Below are 25459 nucleotides of genomic sequence, written 5' to 3'. Positions count from 1 at the left end.
TGCAAGCCTTCCTCGCGTTACCTTCGTCCCAGTGAGTACAGCATTCGCAAAGTGACTCACGCTTTGAGTTTTGAACCATCCCTTGCAGAAGATGTTCTTGTTGTTCTTCTGCTTGAGGGAAAACTCTGGTAGCCGCAACGCAAAACCTCGTGGAACTGAGGGTGACCGGTAAACCGATGCTTTAGAACTCAGAAGGTTGGCGTTGTCAGCGGGTGGTAGAAAAGCGTTGCAAATACCAGAGGAATGGACCCACGAATCACGGGTTGCCCTCGTGTCAAAACGTGGCATTCGACCCCACACTGTTTTTCGGTAATTAACCGGAAAACTCGGTCGCTACTTGTCGGGATGGGCGACCCGGCTCTCCTACAACGTGCACAGAAGATACACCCGAGTTTGCGTGAAGTGTCGCATAATACCCTCCTCGCGAAAGAAGCTCTTCATGGTTGCCCTGCTCGACAATTCCACCTTTATCCAGAACGAATATCGTATCGGCGTTTCTAATTGTCGACAATCGATGAGCTATAACCAATGTGGTTCTCGACTTCGAAACAGCTTGCAACCCGGCCTGCACCCACTCTTCTGTCTGACTGTCCAAGTTCGCTGTCGCTTCATCCAAGATAATCACACGCGGGTCAAATGCGACAATACGAGCAAACGCGATCAGTTGCCGTTCACCCATCGATAGATTCGTCCCTTTGGCATATACCTCTGTGTTGTATCCGTTTGGCAAACGTTCGATGAATCGATGCGCTCCAACTGTGATTGCGGCGTCCACCACTTGCTCATCGGAGATATCTGGACGAAAGAGCCGGATGTTGTCGGCAATTGATCCTGAGAAGATGTATACATCCTGCTGCACCAATCCAATAAGCGCATGCAAATCAGCCTGACGAAACTCCCGGACATCCCTCCCGCCAATCAAAATTTGGCCGGTCACAGCGTCATAGAAGCGCATTAAGAGACTCATAATGGAACTCTTACCAGCGCCTGTCGCTCCGACAAAGCCGACGAACATTCCCGGTTCGATGGTAAAATTAATGCCCTGCAGAACAGGTTGATCCTCTTGATAGGCAAAGAAAACGTCGCAAAACTCAATCCTTGCATTGACGTCCAACCTAGCAACATCGACAGGTTCCGGTGGGTCTTGAATCGCGGGTTTTAGGCGAAGGATATTTCCAATGCGTTCAGCAGACACCAAAGCCGACAATAGCGTATTCCACTGCTGCGTGATGGCGTTTATGGGTGCAAAAAAGTTCTTGATATAACTGATAAACGCGTAGAGCGTCCCAAACTTAATGGCATGATGGAGCACTGCATCACCGCCGACAAAAATCATGGCAGCAACCGACAAGTTGGCCAGCAATTCCAACGCACGGTTGAAACTTACCATGGTTCCGTACTCGAATACGTTGGCGTCCCGGTAACCACTATTCAATCGTTCAAACTCGTCGGCCTGCCGCTTCTCTTGTCGAAAAAGCTGAATAATCCGTATACCTGCCAGGTTTTCTGCTAAGAAGACAATAACTCTCGATAGTCTCGTTCGCGTAACTTGATATGCGCGCCGCATACGTTTGCGAAAGACGAATGAGATGGTGAACACGATAGGTACCACGACCATGGAATACGTGGCCACCTGTCCATTCAACTCGTACATGGCAAAGACAATCATGATAATAGACAACGCATTGCTGACGGTACTTAGAAAAAACTGCGTGAAGAACTGATTGATGTTCTCCGTATCATTGGAAACCGTCGTAACCAAGCGGCCAATGGCTACTTTGTCAAAAAATCGCATTGCTTGTCTCGTAATGTGTTGAAACAGGTCCAGACGAATGGAGCGAATGATGGACTGTCCAATGTACTGAAGCACCACCACTTGCGTGTAGTTTGCCGCAACGCCCACGATCACAGTGACGATGTACACACAACAAATTACAGTCAAACCGTGCAGGTTGGGATGCGATAGATTCAAATCGTTGTCAATCGCCACCTTCACCAAATACGGTTGAAGTGTGCCAGTGACATTGAAAATGATCGCTAGGACAACGATGAGAGCAAAGCCAAGTATGTGCGGTTTTGCGTACGTCGACAGGCGAATCAAACCGCCGATGCCTCTCGAACTTACGGTGTCCAAAGCGGATTCTTGGCTAACAGACTGGTTTCTTCCCTGCGCTTTGTCCTGTCCAACGTCAAACTCGTCTTTCGCTTGTGCGCGTCTGAAGGAGTATTTCAATTGGCTGTCACCTCACTATCATGCTGCTGTAGCGCATACATACGGGCGTAGATCCCTCCCAGTTCCATCAGCTCATCATGTGTTCCGCTCTCAACCATCACCCCATCGTCAAGAACAATGATGAGATCAGCATGGCGTACGGCAGACAAACGATGAGCAATGATAATGGTGGTGCGATTTTCCCTAACCTCGTTGAGGGAACTGATGATACGTTTTTCAGTGTTCATGTCTACCGCAGACAAACAATCGTCGAGTATAAGGATTGGGGCGTCTTTCAGGAACGCTCGAGCGATGGCTGTGCGCTGTTTTTGTCCACCCGACAACGCGACGCCACGCTCGCCAATCACTGTGTCAAATCCCTTCGAAAATTCTAGAATCTCGTTATAGATAGACGCCAGTTGAGCCGCTCTTTCAATTTCGTCCAGTGTGGCATCTCCTTTTGAAAATCCAATATTCTGTCCGATGCTCGTCGAAAACAGAAATCCATCCTGGGGAACATACGAAATTGCATTACGCAAATCAGCCAAGCCCATATTTCGAACATCGTGTCCATCAATGAATACCGTCGCAGGAGGCGGATCGTAAATACGAGGCAGCAAATTGACCAATGTCGATTTCCCCGAACCAGTTTGCCCAACGATACCGAGCGTTTCCCCCCGCTTCACCGAAAACGCGATCTCCTTAAGAACCGGGGTGTCGGAATCGGGGTATTGAAAAACCGACAATCGAACGTCAATGTCTCCTTGAATCGAAGTTGGTTCCGCCAGGGTGCTTTGATCGACAATCTCCGACCTCTCGCCCAGAAGCACATTAAGTCTTAATAACGAAGCCGACGCCCGTTGGAAGCTGTTAATGACATTCCCAATCTGCTGCAGCGGATTGATCACCAACGCCAAATACAGTGTGAAGGCCACAAACGAACCGAGGAGAATCTGATGGGTAACTGTCAAATAGCCACCATAGGCTAGCGCGATCACGAAACTGATCGATCCCATGAGCGGTATTAACGACTGAAATGTGGCTGTTTGGCGCGCCATTCTCAATTGTTGCGAAAGCACGGTATCAACACGCTCTTGGAATCTGTGAACGGCTACGCCTTCATTGGCAGTGGCTTTAATCAATCGAATCGCAGAAAAACTCTCTTCCGATAAATCGGTCATACTCGATAGTGACTCCTGAGCGCGCCGAGACGCCGTGCGAACTCTGGGTCCGAACCAAACGACAAACAGCGGCACAAACAGAATGGGAAGAATACTGACCAATGTAAGTCGGAATGTGACGGTATGAAACATCATGAACAGTGCACTGCACAGAAGAAAAATCGCGTTCGAAAGTTGATTCAAGCCTTGCGAAATTGCTTGACGGACCGCTTGCACGTCATTCATAGCATGGTTCAGCAAATCACCAATGCTGCGTTTATTGAAGTAGGTGGTTGACAACGTCTCCCAGTGCAAAAACAAGTGTCGCCGAAATAAGTACTCAAGTTGGCGTCCCATCATTCCGGTACGAAACTGACCGATTCCATAAAAAACGGTGTACCCAATGGCAATTAAAACCAACAAAAGACTGTAACGTTCCACCACGCCAAAGTTCAATTTACCTGCCTGAAGCAGATCGGTAAATCGCCCAATCACATTTGGAGACTGTACGGTAATGACCTCGGCTATCAAGATAGAGAGAAACGATACAACATAGTACCCTTTGTGACCTTTGATATATTCCCACAGTAACCTCATCGCTTGTTCCTGTCGATCGAGATTCGGGTCGTTGTTTTCGATAACAAACACCGTTCTTTCACAAGGATGTTCACTTCTTACCGTCAATTGAACCCGCTTATGTCACTACTACTCCCGTTCGCCAAACCACTTCCACAACTACATTTCAACTACTACGTTCCCCATGACGGCAGAACGGAATCCTCTTCCACAATTTGATTCATGGCTGTGCTGTAGATATAATCTCCCTGAAACTCTGAAGTTCAGATGGTGACAACAAAGATAGCAGATCTCTCAACCGAGAGATGTATATGTCGTCTGCTTTGACCAATACTTTGGTGACGGCCTCCGTCAGACCGCCATAAACATTCCAATACTTTTCCAGTCACCCAAAGGAAGTCACACAAGTCAAAATATTTAACTAACTCAATTTAATACTTTGCCACAAGTGAACGACTTTTAGCAACACCGAATTAAATATCGACTAAGATCGCGATACTGTCGTATTGATGAAAAAAACGCATGACGGACCAACAATAACTGCAGGTCAATTTGAAGAGACATTTCTCATCCACTTCTTAAATGACAAAAGTCATGTCAAACCCGCTCAACAAAAATTTCTCTTGCCTCATTCTGTATAGAAGAATGCATATCTGTACTGATAAAAACTGCACCGTACTCTTAAACTGAAAATTCTGAACAAACTGGTGCGCCCGGTTTGATTCCTGTGTGGAGAGTGGTTGGATATGAGTTCAAGAACAAATGCTCGTTGGTTTCTAATCGTACCTTCCATCATGGTGTTCTGGATGATAGGGAATATTGACAAACTCGGGATCTCTATAGTTGTCTCAAATCGGTCGTTTCTGAACGCTATGAATTTGGAAGGTAAATCAGCACGGATTGCACTTTTATCGACTGGCTTCACATTTGCTTACGCCATCGCCAACTTCTTCTGGGGCATTGTGGCGGATCGTTGGGGACCTCGACGAGTCGCTATCTGTGGCACTTCAATATGGGGCCTGATGATGATACTCGGCGGAATTAGTACCACGTATGGATTTCTCCTTATTTCCCGTATTCTACTGGGAATTGGGGAGGCAATACTGTGGGTGGTATCCACAAAATTCTCAGCCAACTGGTTCAACAAGAAGGAGGTGTCTCGCGCCCAGTCGCTGTGGTTTATCGGAAATACTCTAGGGCCAGCCATTGGCGCCCCTCTGATCGTTGCCGTGATGGCTGGAAGCTGGCGGAATGCGTTTTTTATGCTAGCAGCTCTCTCCCTAATTATCGCTATGCCCATGTTCGTATTCTTCACAAGAAACACGCCTAACGAGCATTTCGCTGCAAACGAGGAAGAGATCGCCTATATTGAGACAGGAAAAGAAAGCGGTATCACGCATGAAGAACGCGAATCTATAACAATTTTCACAAGAAAGTGGAGGTACTGGCTGATCGTCGTAGCGCACGTGTCGTTTGGTTACGTATTTTTTGGCCTTTCCTTTTGGCTCCCGACATACCTAAAAACGATCCGCCACTTCTCGGCTTCGTCCATGGCAGGATGGACCTCCGTTTCGTGGATATTCGGTGTAGTTGGTGCGTTATTGGCAGGATATATCATCGACCGTTCCAAGCAAGCGTCTATTTTAGGCATCGTTTGCTCTGTTCTAGGAGCGATTGTCATGTATACCGGTGCTGTCACCGGAACGGCCACGACCTCAGCAGCCATGCTGAGCATCGGCGTTGCGTGCCAACAAGCAGCAATGATTGTGAATTTGTACCTGCTTCAAAAATTCGTATCGACTAGAAGCATAGGCAGTGCGACGGGGATTATGGCCGGATTCTCCACCCTGCTCGGGGGGTTTGCCCCAATCGTGATAGGGGCACTCGTATCGCTAACCGGGGGAAGTTTCATGATGGGAATTGACACCTTAGTCATTTTTGCACTAATCGCCTTGATCGCCTATATCTGCATATGGCCAAGTGAACGAGCACGACAGGATCAATCAGTTGAGACCACCGTACAAATTTCTTGAAAAGAAGACGGGATGTGTGAATCGATGGATGATGTTAAGGACTACTGTTGGCAGAGCGTTGTTCCGCGAGAGACCTTGGAAATCTACAAGGCATATCACCGCGAATTATACATTGGGAGCCGTCCGGCGTTATTAGTGATTGATCTGTATAACTGTGTGTTTCCACCTGGCCCATTACCACTCTCAGAGGCTGTAGACATTCATCCTAGCTCCTGCGGAGAGAATGCATGGAATGCGATTCAGCCCATTGCGAACCTGATAGCATTCTCAAGGGATCGTCAAATTCCCATTATCCATACAACGTCAGGCGCGCGAAGAAGTGGCAATCAAGAACATGTCAGGGCGACGAATCGTAATGCCACTCAGTTTTCAGTTGTTGATTATGACTTTTACCCCGTGTTTAAACCACAGGACAAAGAACGAATCATTTACAAAGACCGAGCAAGTGCCTTCTTCGGGACACCACTCATCGCTCATCTAACACAACTAGGCATCAACACGATAATGGTATGCGGAGAATCTACTAGCGGTTGTGTTCGTGCAACTGTAGTGGATGGATATTCATACGGTTTCCACATGGTGGTATTCGAGGAAACGGTCTTCGACCGTAGCACCTTGTCTCATCAAATCAATCTGTTTGACTTGCACCATAAATACGCTGACGTGTTGCACTTATGCGACTTGCAAATGTACTGGAGTCAGAGGAATGGAGGAGATATCAGGTGAAGCCAAGAGCGACTGGTCCGTTTGAATTTTCCCCCGTCACACGGAGGCCAAAGCTAAGCTGGCCCAATGGGGCTCATGTGGCTGTCTGGGTCATCCCAAATATTGAGGTCTTTGCTCTCTGCGATAGAATGCCTGAAGGAAGAGGAAACATTCCCGATGTATACAATTACTCAAAACGTGATTACGGGGCTCGAGTTGGTGTGTGGAGGATCATGGAGGTCCTTTCGAATCACGGAATTCGTGCGACAGTTGCGCTCAATAGCAACATCTGTGATATTTACCCTGAGATCGTCGACGAAGCCGCTCACATGGGGTGGGAGTTCATGGGGCACAACGAAACGAACACGCAGTACTTGTACGACTTGGAACCCGCTGAAGAACGTTCGTTAATTCATCGAACCCTTCAACGAATTGAGCAGGCTACGGGAGAAAGACCAAAAGGGTGGTTAGGATCGGGATTACAAGAAACCTGGCACACATTAGACTTTCTCGCGGAAGCCGGTATACGATATGTGGCCGACTGGGTGAATGATGACCAACCATATTATATGAACATTCAGGGATATCCACTGGTCTCCATCCCGTATTCCGTAGACCTCAACGATAAGCCGATGTACGAGAAGTATCATCGGACTGCGAACGAGTTTGAAACCATCATATGCAGGCACTTTGATACGTTGTATGAGGAAGGTAAAGACTCAGGACGAGTCATGGCCATTGCCTTACACCCGTATATAACAGGGACCGCCCACAGAATTATTGCACTCGACAATGCATTAAAATACATTGCCTCACACGAAAACGTTTGGTTTGCAACAGGCCAAGACATAGTAGAGGAATTTGTTAAACAGAATCATGTCAAAAATACTGAAGTGAACCGCAAATAAACGATTCTACCGTGGCACAACCGGCCACGGTAGACTGTATTTGATTAAAAATCAAAGTTTGTCCGGACGTGTCCAAGCTCTTCTCGTACACAGCCAGTGTGGCGTGAAAGCCAAGGTCGGAATTCCACACCTTCCAGCTACTGTGCGCTCAGAGATACGCCGCTTTCGCTTTAGTCGTGTTCTCGCCCCTTCGTTCCAGCATGCGACCCCAACCTGTGAGGATTGCGGCTACCAACACCATGAGCGCGCCAATCCACGGAGTATTGAACGGGGCGGTCACGGCTAGGATGGCGAGCGGTAAGTAACCCTAGGAGCACGACGGGCAAGCAGAGGTCCGGTGAAAAAAGAGATCAGATCAATTTTGAACGTAGCGCTATCCTATGCACCTACGTTCCAATTCATTTGCGGCAATCGCAGCTGTCGCGAGTATTCCCGCGCGATTTTCGACCTATGTAACAGCGGCCCCGACATAGCCCTCATCCGAGACGAACAAATCGACCAACGTATCAGAGCGGTTTCAGAGCGACCGCTACCTAGAAACTCAGCTTTGCCCCACCATCCTGTTCCACGGTCAATAAAACCTTACCTACACTTTGTCTGCTTTCCACCCAGTGATGCGCGTCCATTGCCTGTTCAAGAGGGTAGCGCTTCCCGATTTTGATGTTCAAGCGGCCGTCGGCTAGGTATTTCAACACGACATCCGCGGCGTGTTGCAAAAGTTGTGGCCGTTCTTTGCGAGTCGTTCCCAGACTGAACCCGAGGACGCTCCGACAACTCGAATGCAGGTCGACGGTGCGGAAATGGCCGACTTCACCGCTGGCGTTCCCGAAATGAACCAGTCGGCCGTACTTGGCTAGGCATTCGAGACTCTGTTCCGATACCCGCCCAGAAATGGAATCCAAGATGACATCGGCACCCCGTCCATCCGTCACCTCCATGACCTTCTCTACAAAGTCGGCGTTCTCGTAACAAATCACCTGATCCGCTCCCGCGTCCAAGGCCGTTGCCACCTTTGCTTCACTCCCGGCCGTGCCGATGACACAGCCTGCGCCAAACATTGACGCATTTCAACACTTCAGGTGACCCAAAGTCCGTGACGTGTACGGCTTTCATAGATTATGCCCCCCTCTTAGTCACACGTTCCATTCTAGAAACTCTAAGCGATTGCCGAATGGATCCTCTACATAAAAGCGATCCGCCCCCGGTAACAACTCATCGTCCAAAACGGGGATGCCACACTCGAGAATCCGCTGCTTCAGACCGAGTAAATTTCGCACGTGGATAGCCGGGTGAGCCTTTTTGGCAGGGGCGAAGTTGCGGTCTACACCGATATGTAACTGGTGAATGCCACAGAGGAACCAAACGCCGCCATTGCGCTTTAACCGCTCTGGTTTCTCGATTTCCACCATGCCGAGCACGTCTCTAAAGAATGCGCGCGCTTCATGCTCACAGCCGGGAGGTGCCGCTAGTTGGATGTGATCGATTCCGTAAAACGAGTGATTCATGACCTACATCTCCCCAATCCGAGGATTTTAGAACCTCCTCACGTAGTTCTACTATAGATACTGGAGTGAATTCCTGTCGTATGTCATTTGTATTTCCAAACGACCAATCACAAATCTCAAACACTTGGTTTACCCCATTCCCGCTTCAACAACGAAAAGTGAAGTTGGTCCTCGATTCGGTCTCGGATGAAGTAATGTTCGCGCATGATTCCATCCAAATGAAATCCCATGCCCTTCAGCAACTTGATGGACGGGATGTTGCCGGATGCAGTGGTCGCGTACAACTTGTGCAGGCCCCATTCCGGGTCCTTGAACATCAAGTTTAGGAAGCGTGAGACCATCTCCTGTCCATAGCCTTGGCCTCGGTTTTGCTTGGGAAGATAGTATCCGAACTCAGCACTGAGGTTGCGCGGGTTAAAGTCAAAGGCCGTGATCTTCCCGTATGGCGTCGTCATGTCCTCGGTCGATGCGAGCACAAAGATGCGAATGCTTCTCTGCTCGATTCGCGTTTTCACCGCGTGCACATACTCGTTTCGAGCTTTGGTTGGTCGCAATGGACGGCATGTGTACATCTCGCGATGAGACTCCGTTGTTTCCCACTCATGAAACACGGAGATTATGTCAAACATTTCGGATGACACTTCATGTAAGTTAAGAATCCTCACCCCGCCTCTCCAACGTCTTAACAAAGGCAAAACGACCCTGCCCCGGCTAGTTCAGGCGGCGAAATGCATCTTTATGTCGTCAATAGAGTCGATTGGCATAGCTATCCGTTAACGACTCTGTCACTTTTGTTGGAGTCAATCCCGGTATCGCTGCGTGCTCGGCCAAGATCTTCGCCGGGTTCGGGAGTTCTGACGGTTCTGGCCAGGAATCTGGTTGCCACAGGCGGGATCTCTTGAATGATTTGGCACAGTGAATGTAGCATTCTTCCACTTCGATCCCGATGCCAACGATAGGTCGCCGCCCATTGACTTCCATTTGGCTGAGGATGACTTCATCCCGAATCACGCACGCAGCGCCATTCACCCGCAAGGTCTCCTCCAAGCCAGGAATCATGAAGATGATGCCTACTTGAGAGTTAGAAAGAATATTGAGGAGAGAATCCATCCGGCGATTGCCGGGCCGCTCGGGAATCACGATTCTCCTCTCGTCGAGCACGTGTACAAAACCAGGTGCATCGCCTCGCGGCGACGCGTCACATGCGCCATCAGAGTTGGCTGTCGACAGCACCAGGTATGGGGATAAACGAATGAAATCGCGACAGTGATGGTCTAAATGGTCAATGACTTTGTTGCGAACGAGCTCGCTCGGATGGCCCAAAAGTTCTCGCAGTTCCGCTTCGGTGCCAATCTGGTGTTGAAAAGAGGTCAAACGACGCACATCATCCACTCCACTCTCAGGGTCAGATCAGGTGTACCCTCAGGGATTAGCCACTTCCTGTCGCAGACAGAAAGCGAAATGTAACCCTGTCCTTTGCGTATGTATACGACTATTCGCAAATCATGGTGGTAGTCTCACAAGCTGATATCCAATTCTCTTACGAACACAGCTTCCCCGCTAATGCTGACTTGAAATCCATCGCCAACTCTCTCCACGTCCACGTACACCCTTCCGTCGCGATTCATCTCATGACCCTGCTCGACGACGAAATGATAGGTTGCCAGGTCAGGATTCACGAATCTTGCGAAATACGCGCCCATCACCCCCGAGGCTGTGCCCGTGACAGGATCCTCAATTGTCCCCGAATACGGTGAAGAGAAGTGTCTGCCGTGCAGATGGGCGGATGGGTCGTGCGTTTCCAGAGAAAACGGATGAACAGACGCGTTCGGCATTTCCGCGAGTACGCTCGGAAATCGTCTATTGGACGGCGCCATTCGATGAAATGTTTCCAGGCGTCGAATCGGTATTAACAGTGTCCAAATACCAGTACTTCCGTAGACGATGGGCAAATCGGGATGGATTTCATCTTGTCCAATTCCTAAAACAGAGGCGAGTGGCTCAAGAGATCCGGAATATGGAATGAATGCTGGCGACGCCTGCTGCATCGAGATGAGGGTTGATGGTTGTTTCCGTATGGTGATTGGCAAAACTCCTGCCTTTGTCTCAATCGTTAAACTACGAACGCCATCTTTCAATAGCCCTCTGGACTGAAGTGCGTACACACTCGCAATCGTGGCGTGCCCGCAAAGATTCATTTCATGTCCCGGCGTAAAATACCTCAGCTCGATATCTGCCACGCCGGAAGGTCGGATAAACACTGTTTCATTGAATCCCACTTGTTCAGCGATTCGCAGCATCTCGGCATCATTCAACGTGTCGCCAGCCAGAACGACCCCCGCTGGATTCCCTTTATCTGAAGACGTCGAAAAGGCGTTATAGTGTGAAACTTTCACCCGTTTCAAAGTTGCCCTCCTCGCGAGGCATTGAGGGACATGCCCCCAATGCCTGGACGATACAAAATAGATGAACAAGAAAGCCCTTTGCTATCTTGTTCATCTAACCTCTTAAATTGTGCGAAAGGAACGGATGGTAAAGAGCAACATGCCCACCAACACCACAATCAACCCGGAGTATCCAATGACAGTTGAAGACGACAACCATTCGCCGATGCTCCCGCTCAAATACGAGCCTACTGGCATTCCGATGGCGATTAGCGACCCCCTGATTCCCATGACCCTCCCCTGGTATTCGCGGGGCACCAATCGTTGTACAGACGTGCGTGCGAGGGGTGGAAATCCCGAGAACACCAATCCCCCAAACGCCATCGACAGATAGGTCATCCAGAGCGCGTGATCCCATATCATCGGAACGAAACTAACCCCCCACGCCACTGCCATCAAGGACATCCATAGGCCGTTACGACCCTGTCTCGAGACGAGACCACAGAAGGCCGCACCGACAAGAGAGGCTAGAAAGTAGGTGGTCCAAAACGTTCCAAGTACAAACCCACTGCCGGATAGTTCGCGTCGAGTGAACAGCGGCAGCGATACCTCCAGTTGTCCGTACGCGGCATTCAAAATAATCGCTGCAACCGTAATCCACCACACGGGTTTCAAGCCGTACAAAATCTGAAAGCCGTCCAAAGTGTCCCGCCAAAAGCCTGGCTTGTGACTTGGCTCTGCCACAGCAGGAGGGAAGGTTTCACTGATAGGTTGTTCCGTCCACAACACAAGGCATCCAGCGGCTATCCAAAAAGAGATCCCATCCGCGAATACACCAAGTGGCGCCCCGAATCGCGCGATGAGGATGCCACCCACCATCGGTCCCAGAAGGGATGCAGCGTGCCATATCGTTTCCACGACAGAGTTGGCTGTTCCAAGCTCATCTTCCCGGACTAAGCTGGGGACAACGATCATCCAACCAATACTCGTAAACGGCGTGATACACCCAGCGACAAGTACCAGCAACAACAGGATCACAGAGGACAGTCCGCGTGCGCTGTACAGCAGTGGAATCCCCAAAAAGATGGCACCTAGCCCTGCATTCGCGATAAGTAAAACCGTTTTATGAGAGACGCAATCGAGTATCTGCCCGACAATAGGACCCAAAATCACTCCGGGCAATCCATAGGCAAGACCGACAAGTCCGACCGCGACTGAATCTTTCGCAGTCTCTGTAGCAAACCACAACAATGCCACCCAGCCGATTTGGTCTCCGAGCACGGACACCGCATCTGCCACTGTCAACACACAAAAATCCCGTTTCATAAACAGTGATGAGGCACGACTCATCAAGTGTTTTCACCTCGTTAGGAGCCCCAAGAGAGCTCATGTAAGTCAACTGAATGGGGCTGCCCCCAACGAGACGAATTAAATTGGCATGGTTTTAAACATCGACTAGCCCCTCTCACCATTTCGATCCCACTATAAGAATACAACAGTTTTCTGACGATGAGCGCTTTACGGCGTCGGTCTGTCTGCCGATGACGCGGGGCAGCAGACGTGCTGCAGAGCCATCGTCAATCCTCGTTTGGATTGACGATGGCGAAGTGCAAATGGTCTTCCCACCTCCCGTTAATCAACACGTTCTTTTTCGACAAACCTTCTTTCTTGAACCCTGCCTTCTCAAGTACCCTGATCGATCCCGCATTTCGAGGCATGACGCCCGCCTCGATCCGGTGGAGTTGTAATACCTCAAACGCGTAATCGATGACCAGGCGCACGGCTTCGGTGGCGAATCCGCGGCCATTCTGCGATCGATCCAAGTAATATCCCATCCAACACGTCTGTAGTGGACCTCGTACAATCTCGGTTAACGACACGTTACCGATCAATTCATCTGTCTCACTCAAAAAGACGCCAAAAGAATACTTCTGGTCTTGCGCCGCCAACGCGTAACCCGCTGCAATGGAACGCACGTGGTAGTCCATCGTGTAAAATTCCTCGCGTCTATCGACGAGATAGGGTTCAAAGAAAGCCCGATTTCGCAAATGCAGTTCCAACATGGAGGGCGCGTCAGATTCCTCTAAGAACCTGAGATAAATGTGGTCGCCGATCAACTGCATGTCTCCACCCTCTATCCATTCGTGAGCTCCGTCATCTCTTGTCAGACAGCCGCGTCGCGAACCCAACGGGCGCACCCATTACGGTTCAGAGAACTGTGCCTCATAGAGTTGTCGATAAAGTGGCGAGGTACGAAGAAGCGATTCGTGGTCGCCGGTAGCGACCACCCGGCCGCGATTCAGTACGACAATCTTATCCGCAGCGAGGATGGTCGACAAGCGGTGGGCGATGACAATGGCGGTCCGCCCTTCGAGCAGCACAGCCAACGCGGACTGAATTTGTCGTTCGACGAGCGTATCCAGGGCACTGGTGGCTTCATCCAGAAGTACAACCCGAGGCCCTTGCAGCATGACCCGAGCAATGGCCAAACGTTGACGTTCTCCCCCGGACAGCCGATAACCGCGCTCCCCGACGACGGTGTGGTACCCGTCTGGCAGGCGTAGGATGGTCTCGTGAATCTGCGCAGCTTTGCAAGCGTCCTCAATCTCCGACTCGGTCGCGTCAGGCTTCGCATAGAGGAGATTCTGATGCACCGTGTCATGGAAGAAAAATGGATCCTGCGGCACGAGGCCCATCTGCGATCGCAAGGAAGACAATTGCAACGAACGGGCGTCCACACCATCGATCTCGACGACGCCGGAATCGGGATCGAAAAACCGAAGCATCAGGTTGATGAGTGTCGACTTTCCCGCCCCACTTGGGCCGACCAGGGCGACAGTCTGCCCGGACTCGATGGTCAACGACACGCCCGAGAGGACATTGCGTCGAATTCCGTCCTCCGTGGCGAGCGGGTACGCGTACGTGACATCGCTCAGCGCGATGCGCGCCGCGTTGTCCTTGGAGGGCAGCGCGATGGGACCGTCCACCACCTCCGGCGCGATGTCGAGGAGCGCAAAAATGCGCCGAAACAGCGCGATGGACGACAGGACGCTCACGTGCAGTTGGGCGAGCTGGCTAAGTGGACCATAGAGTCGGCTGAGGAGTGTCGTAAATGCGACAATGGCGCCAATCGACGTGCGGTGGTGAATGACTAGCCAGCCACCGTACCCCCACAGGAGCGCAGGGCCAATGTTAGAGAACATACCAAGCCACATGAACAGCCAGCGACCGATGACAGTCTGGCGAACCTGTAAATCGCGAAGACTTTGATTGGTATCCGCAAAGCGCGTTTCCTCGGCCCGTTCCCGCTGAAAGATCCGTACGAGCAACGCCCCGCTGACCCCGAAGACTTCGCTCAGATGGACGGTCATGGACGCGAGCGTCTCCTGAATTCGCCCTTGCAATCGCTGACGCGCCCGACCCACGCGCTGCGTCGGCAAGACAAAGCCAGGGACGACCAGCAGTGCGAGAATCGACAACCGCCAGTTCATGCTAAACATGAGTGCGGTGGTGAAGGCGATGAGGAGCAGATTGTTGACCAGTCCCATGAGCGTGGTCGTAATCACATTCTGAATGGCCGTGACGTCATTCATCACCCTCGAGACCAAATCTCCGGCCTGCCGAGTCGTGAAAAACCGAATCGTCTGCGCCTGGATGTGGCGAAAGATGGCCAACCGATAATCGGCCATCACGTTTTGCGCGATGATGTTGCCAAGCCACGTCTGCAACACCCCCAAGAGACCGTTGACGAGAGAGACGCCGATGAGCAAAGTGGTCAACCAGAGAATGGTATGGAAGTTGCCTTTGCCGATGCCGTCGTCGATGATGCGTTGGGTGAGCGATGCAGGGATGACAGTCGCGCCAGAGGTTAGAACGAGCAACACGGTGGTGGCGATGGCATGCGGCCAATACGGGACAAGGCTCTGCAAGGCGCGGCGGATGATGTTCCATTCAAACCGCTCGTTCTGTGCGAGTTCGCGCAATCGCCAGGAATTTCGCCCACCGCCTAAACCGCCGCCCATGCCACCGCCGCCGTGCCCTCCACTACCCCACATCATGCCCACGTAAGTTCCCCCTTTGTGGCGCGTCAAAGCTTCGGAATAGTCGGCCATAGAGCAATGCCGAACACATCTGCAGCACGCCTGTGATGTAAAACGGAACGGAAAATGCGCCCGCGTCGAGTAAATAACCGGACAGCGTCGGCCCAATGGCGGAACTCGTGCGCATCACCAGCGAGTTCATGCTGACCGAAAAACCTCTTCGCTTGTCGCGTGTCAAACTGGTACTGAGTGCAGATCTGGCTCCCTGAGTTCCACGGCTGAGCGCCGACCGCAGGACGTAGAACGTCGAGGCGAGCGCAAAGGACGGCATCAACGGCAGAATGAGAATCATCACCGTGCCGAGGACCTGGAGCAACACGACGGATCGAATCAAGCCAAAACGCGTCGTCAGCGCGCCGGTAACGAGAGAGGAGATACCCGTAAAGACGAACGACAGCGCCAATGTGATGCCGATTTGCGCAGAGGACACCCCGAATTTGGAGGCGAACCAATACGACATCATCGGGCCGACAAAGCCGACGGCGAGCCCGTTTAAGAGGTTTACACCGGCCAGTCTGAGCATGTTGCGATTTTCCTGACGGCGAATCGACCGTTCGTCAGGCGCCTGCGGCGTGACTGCATCCTCCGTTGCCGGGTTCGTTTCGTCGACGCGTTGTGTACGTTGTGTACGCTGTTCCTTCGGTGCAGTGGCGATGACGATGGCGCAGAGGACAGAACCCACAAACATCAGGCCAAAGAGCGGTTTGTACGCGCTCGCCCCGGGCAGCGAATGCCACCACAATCGAGGCAACGCAGCCAAGATAGACCCGATTGCCATGCCAAAGAACCCGAGGGCATTGTTTGTGCTGAACACCCGACCGCGGTATTGGCGGGCCACGTGCGCCGTCATCCACGCCTGTTCGGCGGGCGTAAACGGCCCTGCCGCACCGTTCTGTCCCCGTCCAAACCCAGTGAGAACGATGATCACAGCAATGAGTGGACTACTTTCGGTGAATACCATGAGCAGAGCCGAAATGGCTGTCAGCAATTCGTAAACGAGGAGAAATCGCTTACGGCCGTAGCGGTCGCTGAGTACCCCGACGAACAAAATGAGTACCGCCCCTGCCACGCCTGCGGCCGAGAGAACGCCGCCGATCTCCTTCGCTGACCAATGGAGATCTTTCAAATATAAAGCTAAATCTACTATGGCAATCCCCTGGCTGATACTGCGCAAGAGTCGTGCCAACTGTAAGTGAAGGACGGTTTTATCCGCACCTCGCTGCAATCGTCGCAAGTAGCTATGCATCTGGTCATCTCCTCGAAAAACACCCGGTAGGCGCGTTACACCGGATTCCCAAGTGCGCGGGCCAACGCATCCAACAGGGGCAGGAGCGCCTGCGCTTGTGTTGCGTCCATGGTGGCTAACGCCGATTTTATCCGCTCCAGTGACGCTGACTTGACGTTGTCGATCAGCGACCGCCCCACTGCCGTCAACTCAACGATGCGTACCCGCGCATCGTTCACGCCAGGACGCCGCACCACATAGCCGTAGCGCTCCAGTCTATCGAGCATCTGCGAGACGGTACTCGGCTTAACGTCGAAATGGGTGGCGAGATCTCCGACAGAACACGGGGACGTGCGTCCAATGTGACGAAGAATCATCCATTGCAGTCGGGTCAGAGTGTGATCATCGTGCCGGACGACATGACTGCGAAGCTGACGATGTATCGTTTGTATCCGCTCGAGGACCTGCAACGCAACGAGATCGTCAAGGGAAGAATCGGATTTCTCCATGTTCTCATCACCTCTTTCCACTATTTTATTTAGCAAAAGAAAATAAATCAAACACACGTTGCGTTCGGCGCTTTTGGACAAGGTGTCATGTACGACATAAAAGGTTGCCGCTTATACCTTTTTTACGTGTTAGTTATTTCCTGCATCGAACTGCGCGATTAGGACAGCATTTAAACGACCCAATTGTGCAACCCACCCATCGACTTAGGAGGTTAAACGATGACAGTAGGAAGTCAAGTCAAGCAAACTCTTGCAGGATTGAAAAGTGCACAAGCTAGCTTCGAACAATTTGCGTTACAAACCCAGAATCAGCAAGCGAAACAACTCTATACGGATGCGGCGAACCAAACCAACACCATCGTCAATACGCTGGAACAACGCGTTCAACAGATGGAGCAGGAAGAACCACAATACAAAGGTTTTTAATTGCCTTCTCAGACGGAAGCACGCCTACGGCTGCTTCCGTCATTGTTCAAAAAACCCAGGTGTTTTCGCGGATAAATTGGTGATTAGGGAGATATTCAATGCCAATATACATAGAAATTATCATCCGTTCGGCAATATCTTTTGTCCTTCTGATCGCGATTTGTCGTCTCACTGGTGTCAGCTTTAAAGTCGTTTTACCTGTGGGCCTCGCTGTGATTGGCGTGATTTTTTCGTTTGATCGAAGCATTCGTGTGATCGATGGGTTAGTGGCCATCATCACGTGGGGCGCTTTAACCGTTATTTATGGATTTCTCGCGATAAAGTTTGAACAAGCTCAGTCAATCCTGAATGGAAGCCCTACGGTGCTGATAGAAAACGGAAATATCATAGGCAAAAATCTGATGAAAGTACGCATGACGACAAACGACCTATTAGCCCTCTTGCGTGAAAAGGACGCGTTTAAACTCGCTGATGTAGAATTTGCTGCACTCGAGACAGACGGTCAGGTAAGCGTTATGAAACAATCCGATGTCGTTCCTGTAACGCCAAAGGTAGCCGGAATTGAGGTTCAAAAGGAGAAGCCCCCGAAAGTGGTGATGAAGGAGGGCAAACCGATTAAAAAGACCTTATCTGAGGAAGGGTATTCCGAACTTCAGTTGTTCGCGGAAGCGGAAAAGCAAGGGGCGACTTGCCAAGACGATGTGTTTCTGGCGCAACTCGACGGGTCTCAAAATTTGTACGTCGATTTAAAGGTCGATGCGTTGAAAAAGTCGCCAGACGATCCCTCCAACAAATCGAAATTGCTACTCTTATCGTCGTTGAGAAAGCTGCAGGCCGACCTTGAAAGTCACGCCTTGAACACGGAGAATGTTCAAGCAAAGGCATCTTACGAGAACCAGGCCAAAGACATGCAACAAATCATCGAACAGGTACAAAGACAACTGCAAAAGGAGTCGCAGTACGGTCCCGACTGATCCGTCAATCTGTGGCACTCGCCCCGCCGTCATGACCCAAAGATTCACGGATATGGTGATTCTCGTCGGACACCTAAGTAGCCAAGCAGACACAAGGGACTCGTGTGATCACCAAAGATGCGTAGTCACAAGGCGTGCCGATTGGCACGCCTTATCTATTCCAAAATCCTCCCGTGTGCCGCAACCGTCTACGCGTGGCTCGCGATGTCGTACTGCTTCTGTGACTCTCCCCGAAGGTCTTTCAGTTGCGACATGTTCGGTCAATCGAATACGTGAAATAACCTGACGCAAGTAACGCAATTTTTCCGTTTATGTAATAAAACATAACACGACGTGATAAAACCCTCTGTCCTCGAGGGGCAGAGGGTACGCCTTTCGACCGATTTATCGGGTTCGACCACCAACCGCCCTGCACGTCAGCGCTCGGGTGACGCTTGCGGGCGAAAACTCAATCGCGTTGGAACCCGTATTCTCGCTCCACCTTGCAAATGCGCGTTCTGCAGGCGTTGTACCACTCGGATACACCTCTTTTCCGGGCCACTTGGTGACGGTCGTTCATCTGCCAGCTTCGAATCGACTCGAGCGAGTCCCAATACGAAACGAGAATCCCCGTCGCACCTTCTGCGCTTTCCACCCCCAGAAAACCAGGGTGTTCTTGCACGAGTTCCACCATATCCCGCGCCATCTCCTCGTATCCGGCCGAGATGTCCGTACGATCCGCCGTGAAAATCACCGCGTAGTACGGTGGGTCAGGCGTATTGGCAATCTTTCTCACCTTTCAACCCCTCCGAACTCCCTTCGACAAACTCGAATGGATAGTTGTCCATATTATGGGTATCCATAAATGTACAAATTCAATCGCGGCGAAAAGGAGGATTCTGGTGAGATCGAGAAAGCGTGCGACCATCAAGTTGCGGGACAACGGCATCATCGTGGAAGCGTCACACACCTCTGACGCCAACGCTGGCGATAGTTCTCCGATACTCCTCTCGCGTGATCTGGCGACCAACCTGAAGTACTTCCGCGCGGCCTTCAAACACGCTGCGGACGTTCATTTTCGCGTCTTTCGCATCGTCGATGGCCGCGAGGCAGCCATCATCTACGTGGAAGGTCTATCGGACACAAAAGAAATCGACGTCAGTCTTCTCTCGCCGCTGACCCGCCCGAAGAGTCCTTCGTACGACGGGGATGTACCGAGATTGACCTTAGATGTCCTCGCACAGGAGTACGTTCACATCGCGAGTTTAGAGCGCGTCACCACCACCGCTGAGGCCGTCCAGATGGTTGTGGTGGAAACGTCGGTTTTGTTACTCATCGACGACGAACCGATGGGGCTCTCGTTTAATGTCGTCGGCGGGGAAAACCGCTCCATTCAGGAGCCAAACACGGAAGCCGTCGTTCGCGGACCACGCGAAGGGTTTATCGAGAACGTCAGTATTAATCTCTCGATGCTCCGGCGCCGAATTCGAACGCCCGCCTTCAAGGTTGAAAGTTTCGACATCGGGGTGTACACCAAGACGAAAGTAGCGATTTGCTACATCAGCGGAATCGTAGACCAGAACATGGTCGACGAGGTGCGGAGTCGACTCACGCGGATCGAAACGGATGCGGTGATCGATTCAGGGTACATTGAAGAGTTCATCGAAGACAATCCGTACTCACCGTTCCCGCAAGTTCAAAATACGGAGCGGCCCGACGTCGTCACATCTCAGCTTCTGGAGGGAAAAGTCTCGATTCTCGTCAACGGGTCGCCGTTTGCCTTGATCGTCCCTATCAACCTCTGGGGCATGATGCAGGCGTCTGAAGACTACTACGAACGCTACATGATCGCCAATGCCATTCGGATACTGCGATTTGGCTTTCTGTTCATCAACCTATACCTGCCTTCGCTCTACGTGGCCATCACCACGTTTCATCAGGAGATGTTGCCGACAAAGGCGCTCTTATCCATCGCCGCAGCTCGTGAAGTCACGCCATTTCCGGCGGTGATGGAGGCGCTCATCATGGAAATCACGTTCGAGGCACTGCGCGAAGCCGGGGTTCGATTGCCGAAGACGGTCGGCTCGACCATTAGCATCGTCGGCGCCCTGGTCATTGGGCAAGCGGCGGTTCAGGCCGGCATCGTGTCGGCACCGATGGTCATCGTCGTATCCATCACCGGGATTGGGTCATTCGTCATCCCCAGATACAACCTGGCCATCACCTTGCGGATGCTCCGCTTCCCCATGATTCTGTTGGCAGGGACACTCGGATTGTTCGGCATTGTCGTCGCGACGCTCGCTGTCGTCATTCACCTGAGCTCCCTCCGCTCGGTCGGCGTACCGTATCTAGCCCCGGTTTCGCCGTTCGCGGGACGCGATATGAAGGATGTCTTTGTTCGCGCACCCCACTGGGCGATACAGCGGCGGCCCCGGCAAACCGGCGAACAAAATCCCCGGCGGCAGACCGACTCCACTCGGCCCAAAGAGAGAATGCCGGGTCGGCGCAGCCGACAGCCACAATCGTAATGGGGGTCGCGACGATGAACGCCCGTTCCATCTGCTGCGCCACCGTACTCGCCCTCTCCGTCCTGTGCACAGGCTGCTGGGACGCCACGGAAATCGACCGTTTAGCCATTGTCTCGGCCAGTGGACTGGACCTCGTACAACCTGATCCCGAGTCTCCGCCGCTGGTTCAAGGAACACTCCAAATTGCTCGGGCGAGTGAAATGGGTTCAACCGGGGGCGGATCACCGACGACGACGACAGGGAGTAGCGACGCATTCATCTTAGAGCAAGCCAAAGGCGAAAACGCTTTGGAACCGTTCGACACCATCCGGAAGCGGCTGTCCCGCAAGCTGTTCCTGGGGCAGCGCCGCGTCATCGTCATCGGGGAAGATTACGCCAAACACGGCGTCTACGACCTCGTCGACGAAGTGATTCGCAACCCGCAGTCCAGGCTCCGGACGTACGTCGTCATCGCGTACCACGGCACGGCAGAGTCGATTCTCGAACTCCCCTATGCCTTGAACCGGCTTCCTGCCGATGCGATTGCCGAAATTGAACAGCAGGGTGCCACCCCTGAAATCGACGCAAAGGAGTTTATTGAAAAACTCGTTTCCAAGGGAGACACTTTTGCCATGGGCATCCAAAAAGTGCAGTCGAATCCTGATAGCTCCGATGCGTCCACGAGTACGTTTCAACTGAACCAAATCGCCATCTTTCGCGCAGATAAACTCGTGGGGTGGCTCGAAGGGCCCACATTCCAAGGTTTTTTGTGGATTTATGGCCGCATTAAGCGGGATGACACCACGGTTCGAATCAAAGGCGTGCCCGGGTACTTGACTGGGCGCATGTTGTCCATTCGCACCGAACGCTCCATAAGCATCGTCCATGGGCGTCCACAGATCAACATCCACACTCGGACGCAATACGATATCGCAGAAAACGGGACGCCGATGAATCTGAATGACCCAATCAACGTCACGAAAGTCCGCAACGCCATTCAACAGGAAATCCTTTCGCAAATAAAATCGACCATGGATACCCTTCAACACCAGTACGTTTCCGACCCGTTTGGATTTGCGGAGCAACTGCACAAACGTGATCCACGAGCGTGGGAAAAAGTCCATGAGGACTGGCACTCCGTGTACAGTAAAACGCCCGTGGTGATCACGGCCGATGTCGAAATTCGAAACAGCGGTTTAACGGGCCCCCCGCTGCGCAAGCCCCCCGAGGGAAACACGTCAACAGGAGGACGAGGCTGATGTTTGCAAGCATCCTGTGTTTAGCCATCATTCTCGTGGTCACCTTCAAGATGGACTACCACATGTTGGTGACCGCTGGAAGTAAAAGAGAACGCATTGTCTATGGCACGATGTTCACCATTGGGTTTATCGTGACGGCCATCTACGTCTGCAGTCCGACGCTACCGGACCCTCTACGCTTTCTCGAGGGACCCATCAAACCATTGACTGCGTGGTCGATATCATGAGCGCGAAGGGACAAGCAAAGGTCGTCCTGTCGAACATGCAGATCTTCATGATTGTCATCGCGAGTACCACCGCATATGGACACTTTGTCTACGTGCACCTGGCCATTCTGTTCGCCGGACGCGACGCTTGGATATCCTTGATTCTCGCCTGTCTCCTCGGTTTGGCCATTCAATACGTTCAACTGACGATTGCTATCGGGAAGAATGAGTCTCTCGTGGAACATGCCCTCTCCGTATTCGGAAAATGGGTAGGCGGGTTCATTTCCGTCATCTATATTTTGTTTTTCATCGTCATTGTCGCGCTGACCATCAAAATTGTGTCCGATTTTATGGGGGTAATCTACCCTACGACGCCGCCCGGCGTGTTCTTGCTGGCGGAGTTTACAGTCGGTGCCTGGGCGGTGTACTCGGGGATTGAAGTCATCGGTCGATCCCTGCAAGTGCTGTTGCCTTTGATGATGTTGCTGGGAATCGCGGCCAGTTTGTTATCGACGCCAGACAAGGATTTCACTCAGATTTACCCAATCTTTAATCAAGGCATTACACCTGTGGCACAAGGGGCATTGGCATTTGTCGCCATGCTCTCGGAACTGATAGGATTCGGTATGATTGCTCCGCATGCCAAGAACCCAGAAAAACTTCCGAAGCAGTCGTCCATGCTCGTCCTTGTGCTACTCGTGCTGTTCTTGTCACCTGTGACCGGACCGATTATGGTCTTCGGGGAAACGTTAGCAAAAAACCTGTCGTTTCCGACCTACACGGAGATTCAATACATTCACATCACAAATATCGTCGAGCGATTAGACATCATCGGCGTACTCCTGTGGACCATCGGAAGCTTCTTCCGCATCGCCATGTTTATGTTTGCCGCCGTCAAAGGCATTTCTCAACTCGTCGGTGCAAAGAAGGAGACGACGTTTTTGATCCCAGTGACGCTGCTTTGCGCGGCATTTAGCTTGAGCCTAATGCAATCGTCCCGCGAAGAGGTGTACCGATTTTTGTCTTCCGGTTACGTCGTTGTCGCACCGGTACTCGGCGTTGGCCTGCCGCTGTTGACGGGTCTCGTCGCTTGGTTCAAAAAAGCGCTCGCCAACCGCCAGGCGAAACTGCGAAATGCAGGATAGTTTCGTGGACGCGCTTGACGGATGAGCGGGCCCGCCCCCGACGAGCACAGCGATTTACCCTTCCACGCGACACCTAGCCAACTCTTGCCGTGCCCGAAACATCCCCATACACAGCTTCTCAAACTCCTCAGCGACGTCCAACAGATGATCACTGGGTGCCTCGGTTAGAGGCTCGGCCAGCAAGGTCTCTAATTCGCAGGCGTACGAGCGAATTCGTCCCTCGTCCAAGCCTTGGAGGATGTCAAACGCGAACTGTGTGGCAGAATACCAGGACGACACACGGTGTAGGTCGCGATAAATCTGCGTGAGGAGCAAATTCTTTGGGCCTTCCCACAACTCGTTGATCATCGCGTCGCGGAGCAGTCTCGGCAGACACGAAAAATCCTCCATGATGCCGTGTCCGCCATAGAGCGAGATAGCCTTTCGAATCGCGTCGACGGCGTCTTGTGCCGCCGTGATCTTCTGCATGAGCACCAATTCACGGGACTGAAAAACTCGGCGACGCAAAGCTTCGTCGCTACCTTGAGCAGAGGCCGACTGATAGTGGTGGAACACGTCCAACGCGCCGGCAGTCGTCCGCTCTGCCACAAGTCGAAGCTCCCGCAATTGGCGAGCCGCGAGCGGGTAATCGACAATCCGTTTGCCAAATACCGTGCGGAAGTTGGCATAGAAGTTGGCATATAGGTTCGCCTCACGAAAGGCGCGAAGCATGTACGCCGCACTTGCCCCTCCGATGTCGAGCCGGGACTTCGTCAATACCATCGCGACCGCTATCGATACGCCTTTCCCCTGTTCTCCGACTGGATAGGCGACCGCTCCGTGGTAGTCGATTTCCGCCGTGGGCAATTCACGCGTCCCCAGCTTCGACTTCAGTCGATTGACGACGTGTCCATTGCGGCGCTCCTTCTCCTTATCTCCAGGCAACCAGGTTGGAACGACGAACACAGAAATCTTCGACGTGCCAGAGACTCGTGCCGTCACGACCGCATAATCTGCATGCGTGACCGAACAAAAAAACTTGTTGCCATAGAGTCGGTAAACGCGCCCATCAGGAACCGCCTCGAGTACGTTTGCCGGAATGTCCGATCCGCCCTGTCTCTCCGACATAAACTGCGCACCGATAGCAAACTCCCCGTCGATGCCGTCCGACGCATGCTTGAGAATCTGCATCAGTTCGGGCGAGTCGACTGTGGCATAGCTTCGCAACAAAGTGACCAGTCCGTCCGTGCAAGCGATGGGACAGTTCAGGCCGACATCGCCCAGTTCGTTGAGCAACAGGCGTTTGGTGTAGCTTTCGAGCGGATGGGTAGTGGATGAAAACAGCCCCTCCCGAAAGACTTCCCGTTCAAGCTGCAACATCTCGAGCGGCCGGACGATTCGGTCGATTCTGTGCCCGTACGCGTCAAAATGCTGCATGAACGGCTGAACTTCCGCTCGGGTGATGCCCTCGGCCAGTTTCGCCCACCGCGTCGACAACACAGTTGAAAAATCGACGAGTGACACGTGCAACCGCTCGGCGTCACGCCCGGCATAATGGGCGGCGACTTTCTGTAAATAGGTGTCATCTCCATAAAAATCGACCTTTTTGCGCTGTTCCAAGAACTCGTCAAAGGAATAGTCGTTGAGGCCGTACGAATCATTCATCT

The 25459-nt window shown here is 52.1% G+C and carries 22 protein-coding genes and 1 pseudogene; 9 read left to right on the top strand and 14 right to left on the bottom strand.

Annotated features, from left to right (window positions below; translation table 11 throughout):
* Positions 1 to 313: 313 nt before the first annotated feature.
* Both NZD89_RS11390 and NZD89_RS11385 read right to left on the bottom strand, forming a co-directional pair.
* Positions 314 to 2233 carry an ABC transporter ATP-binding protein gene (locus tag NZD89_RS11390; RefSeq protein WP_268007836.1) on the bottom strand — a complete coding sequence of 640 codons (1920 nt, stop codon included), beginning with the start codon at positions 2231 to 2233 and terminating at the stop codon, positions 314 to 316.
* Entirely contained in the window at positions 2230 to 4020 is a 1791-nt protein-coding gene (locus NZD89_RS11385) for an ABC transporter ATP-binding protein (RefSeq protein ID WP_268007835.1), read from the bottom strand. Before NZD89_RS11385 ends, NZD89_RS11390 begins: the two co-directional genes overlap by 4 nt.
* Before the next feature lie 674 nt (positions 4021 to 4694).
* On the opposite strand from NZD89_RS11385, the gene NZD89_RS11380 reads away from it, so the two are divergent.
* The 3 genes from NZD89_RS11380 to NZD89_RS11370 are packed head-to-tail and all read left to right on the top strand — an operon-like array spanning position 4695 to position 7594.
* The gene (locus tag NZD89_RS11380; RefSeq protein ID WP_268007834.1) at positions 4695 to 5981 is read left to right on the top strand and encodes an MFS transporter; all 1287 of its coding nucleotides are present in this window, start codon (positions 4695 to 4697) and stop codon (positions 5979 to 5981) included.
* Positions 5982 to 6005: 24 nt separating this feature from the next.
* Positions 6006 to 6707, top strand: a complete 702-nt coding sequence (locus tag NZD89_RS11375) for an isochorismatase family protein (RefSeq protein ID WP_268007833.1) — start codon at positions 6006 to 6008, stop codon at positions 6705 to 6707.
* Positions 6656 to 7594: a polysaccharide deacetylase family protein gene (locus tag NZD89_RS11370; protein ID WP_326492929.1), complete on the top strand. Its 939-nt coding sequence runs from the start codon at positions 6656 to 6658 to the stop codon at positions 7592 to 7594. Before NZD89_RS11375 ends, NZD89_RS11370 begins: the two co-directional genes overlap by 52 nt.
* Before the next feature lie 533 nt (positions 7595 to 8127).
* Here the strand turns inward: NZD89_RS11370 and NZD89_RS11365 are convergent.
* The 10 genes and pseudogenes from NZD89_RS11365 to NZD89_RS11320 all read right to left on the bottom strand — a co-directional run.
* Positions 8128 to 8658 (bottom strand): annotated as a pseudogene (locus tag NZD89_RS11365) (zinc-binding dehydrogenase); the annotation flags it as partial.
* A gap of 69 nt (positions 8659 to 8727) precedes the next feature.
* Positions 8728 to 9099, bottom strand: a complete 372-nt coding sequence (locus NZD89_RS11360; protein WP_268007832.1) for a VOC family protein — start codon at positions 9097 to 9099, stop codon at positions 8728 to 8730.
* 116 nt (positions 9100 to 9215) lie between these two features.
* Complete coding sequence (locus NZD89_RS11355; protein WP_268007831.1) at positions 9216 to 9728, bottom strand: GNAT family N-acetyltransferase; 513 nt, start codon at positions 9726 to 9728, stop codon at positions 9216 to 9218.
* A gap of 115 nt (positions 9729 to 9843) precedes the next feature.
* Positions 9844 to 10482, bottom strand: coding sequence for a pyridoxamine 5'-phosphate oxidase family protein (locus NZD89_RS11350; protein WP_268007830.1), 639 nt, complete (start codon positions 10480 to 10482; stop codon positions 9844 to 9846).
* 134 nt (positions 10483 to 10616) lie between these two features.
* Positions 10617 to 11504, bottom strand: a complete 888-nt coding sequence (locus tag NZD89_RS11345; protein WP_268007829.1) for a PhzF family phenazine biosynthesis isomerase — start codon at positions 11502 to 11504, stop codon at positions 10617 to 10619.
* A gap of 102 nt (positions 11505 to 11606) precedes the next feature.
* Positions 11607 to 12833, bottom strand: coding sequence for an MFS transporter (locus NZD89_RS11340; RefSeq protein WP_268008465.1), 1227 nt, complete (start codon positions 12831 to 12833; stop codon positions 11607 to 11609).
* Positions 12834 to 13060: 227 nt separating this feature from the next.
* Positions 13061 to 13606, bottom strand: a complete 546-nt coding sequence (locus NZD89_RS11335; protein ID WP_268007828.1) for a GNAT family N-acetyltransferase — start codon at positions 13604 to 13606, stop codon at positions 13061 to 13063.
* Positions 13607 to 13684: 78 nt separating this feature from the next.
* Positions 13685 to 15541: an ABC transporter ATP-binding protein gene (locus tag NZD89_RS11330; protein WP_268008464.1), complete on the bottom strand. Its 1857-nt coding sequence runs from the start codon at positions 15539 to 15541 to the stop codon at positions 13685 to 13687.
* Positions 15528 to 16829 (bottom strand): MFS transporter, encoded by a 1302-nt coding sequence (locus NZD89_RS11325; RefSeq protein WP_268007827.1) that lies wholly within the window; start codon positions 16827 to 16829, stop codon positions 15528 to 15530. Before NZD89_RS11325 ends, NZD89_RS11330 begins: the two co-directional genes overlap by 14 nt.
* A 35-nt stretch (positions 16830 to 16864) precedes the next feature.
* Positions 16865 to 17317, bottom strand: coding sequence for a MarR family winged helix-turn-helix transcriptional regulator (locus NZD89_RS11320; protein ID WP_268007826.1), 453 nt, complete (start codon positions 17315 to 17317; stop codon positions 16865 to 16867).
* A 219-nt stretch (positions 17318 to 17536) separates the two neighbouring features.
* On the opposite strand from NZD89_RS11320, the gene NZD89_RS11315 reads away from it, so the two are divergent.
* Together NZD89_RS11315 and NZD89_RS11310 are read left to right on the top strand one after the other, a co-directional pair.
* Positions 17537 to 17743 carry a DUF1657 domain-containing protein gene (locus NZD89_RS11315; protein ID WP_268007825.1) on the top strand — a complete coding sequence of 69 codons (207 nt, stop codon included), beginning with the start codon at positions 17537 to 17539 and terminating at the stop codon, positions 17741 to 17743.
* A 98-nt stretch (positions 17744 to 17841) separates the two neighbouring features.
* Positions 17842 to 18717, top strand: coding sequence for a DUF421 domain-containing protein (locus NZD89_RS11310; RefSeq protein WP_268007824.1), 876 nt, complete (start codon positions 17842 to 17844; stop codon positions 18715 to 18717).
* Between the two features lie 448 nt (positions 18718 to 19165).
* Here the strand turns inward: NZD89_RS11310 and NZD89_RS11305 are convergent, their stop codons facing one another.
* A complete protein-coding gene (locus NZD89_RS11305) occupies positions 19166 to 19492 on the bottom strand; it encodes an antibiotic biosynthesis monooxygenase family protein (protein WP_268007823.1) in 327 nt (108 codons plus the stop codon).
* Between the two features lie 106 nt (positions 19493 to 19598).
* Here NZD89_RS11305 and NZD89_RS11300 point away from each other — a divergent pair, with 106 nt between their 5' ends.
* From NZD89_RS11300 to NZD89_RS11285, 4 genes are read left to right on the top strand one after another with little or no spacing between them, the layout of a single operon-like run.
* Complete coding sequence (locus NZD89_RS11300) at positions 19599 to 21224, top strand: spore germination protein (protein ID WP_268007822.1); 1626 nt, start codon at positions 19599 to 19601, stop codon at positions 21222 to 21224.
* A gap of 14 nt (positions 21225 to 21238) precedes the next feature.
* The gene (locus NZD89_RS11295; RefSeq protein WP_268007821.1) at positions 21239 to 22462 is read left to right on the top strand and encodes a Ger(x)C family spore germination protein; all 1224 of its coding nucleotides are present in this window, start codon (positions 21239 to 21241) and stop codon (positions 22460 to 22462) included.
* Positions 22462 to 22689 carry a hypothetical protein gene (locus NZD89_RS11290; protein WP_268007820.1) on the top strand — a complete coding sequence of 76 codons (228 nt, stop codon included), beginning with the start codon at positions 22462 to 22464 and terminating at the stop codon, positions 22687 to 22689. The genes NZD89_RS11295 and NZD89_RS11290 overlap by 1 nt, the downstream gene beginning before the upstream one ends.
* Complete coding sequence (locus NZD89_RS11285; protein WP_268007819.1) at positions 22686 to 23813, top strand: GerAB/ArcD/ProY family transporter; 1128 nt, start codon at positions 22686 to 22688, stop codon at positions 23811 to 23813. Before NZD89_RS11290 ends, NZD89_RS11285 begins: the two co-directional genes overlap by 4 nt.
* Before the next feature lie 54 nt (positions 23814 to 23867).
* On the opposite strand, the gene NZD89_RS11280 is transcribed toward NZD89_RS11285, so the two are convergent.
* The gene (locus NZD89_RS11280) at positions 23868 to 25457 is read right to left on the bottom strand and encodes an acyl-CoA dehydrogenase family protein (protein WP_268007818.1); all 1590 of its coding nucleotides are present in this window, start codon (positions 25455 to 25457) and stop codon (positions 23868 to 23870) included.
* Positions 25458 to 25459 lie beyond the last annotated feature (2 nt).

The sequence above is a fragment of the Alicyclobacillus fastidiosus genome, from assembly GCF_026651875.1.
GTDB lineage: Bacteria > Bacillota > Bacilli > Alicyclobacillales > Alicyclobacillaceae > Alicyclobacillus > Alicyclobacillus fastidiosus.
Note: the sequence above shows the minus strand (reverse complement) of the source record. Positions and strands in the feature narration are given on the sequence as shown.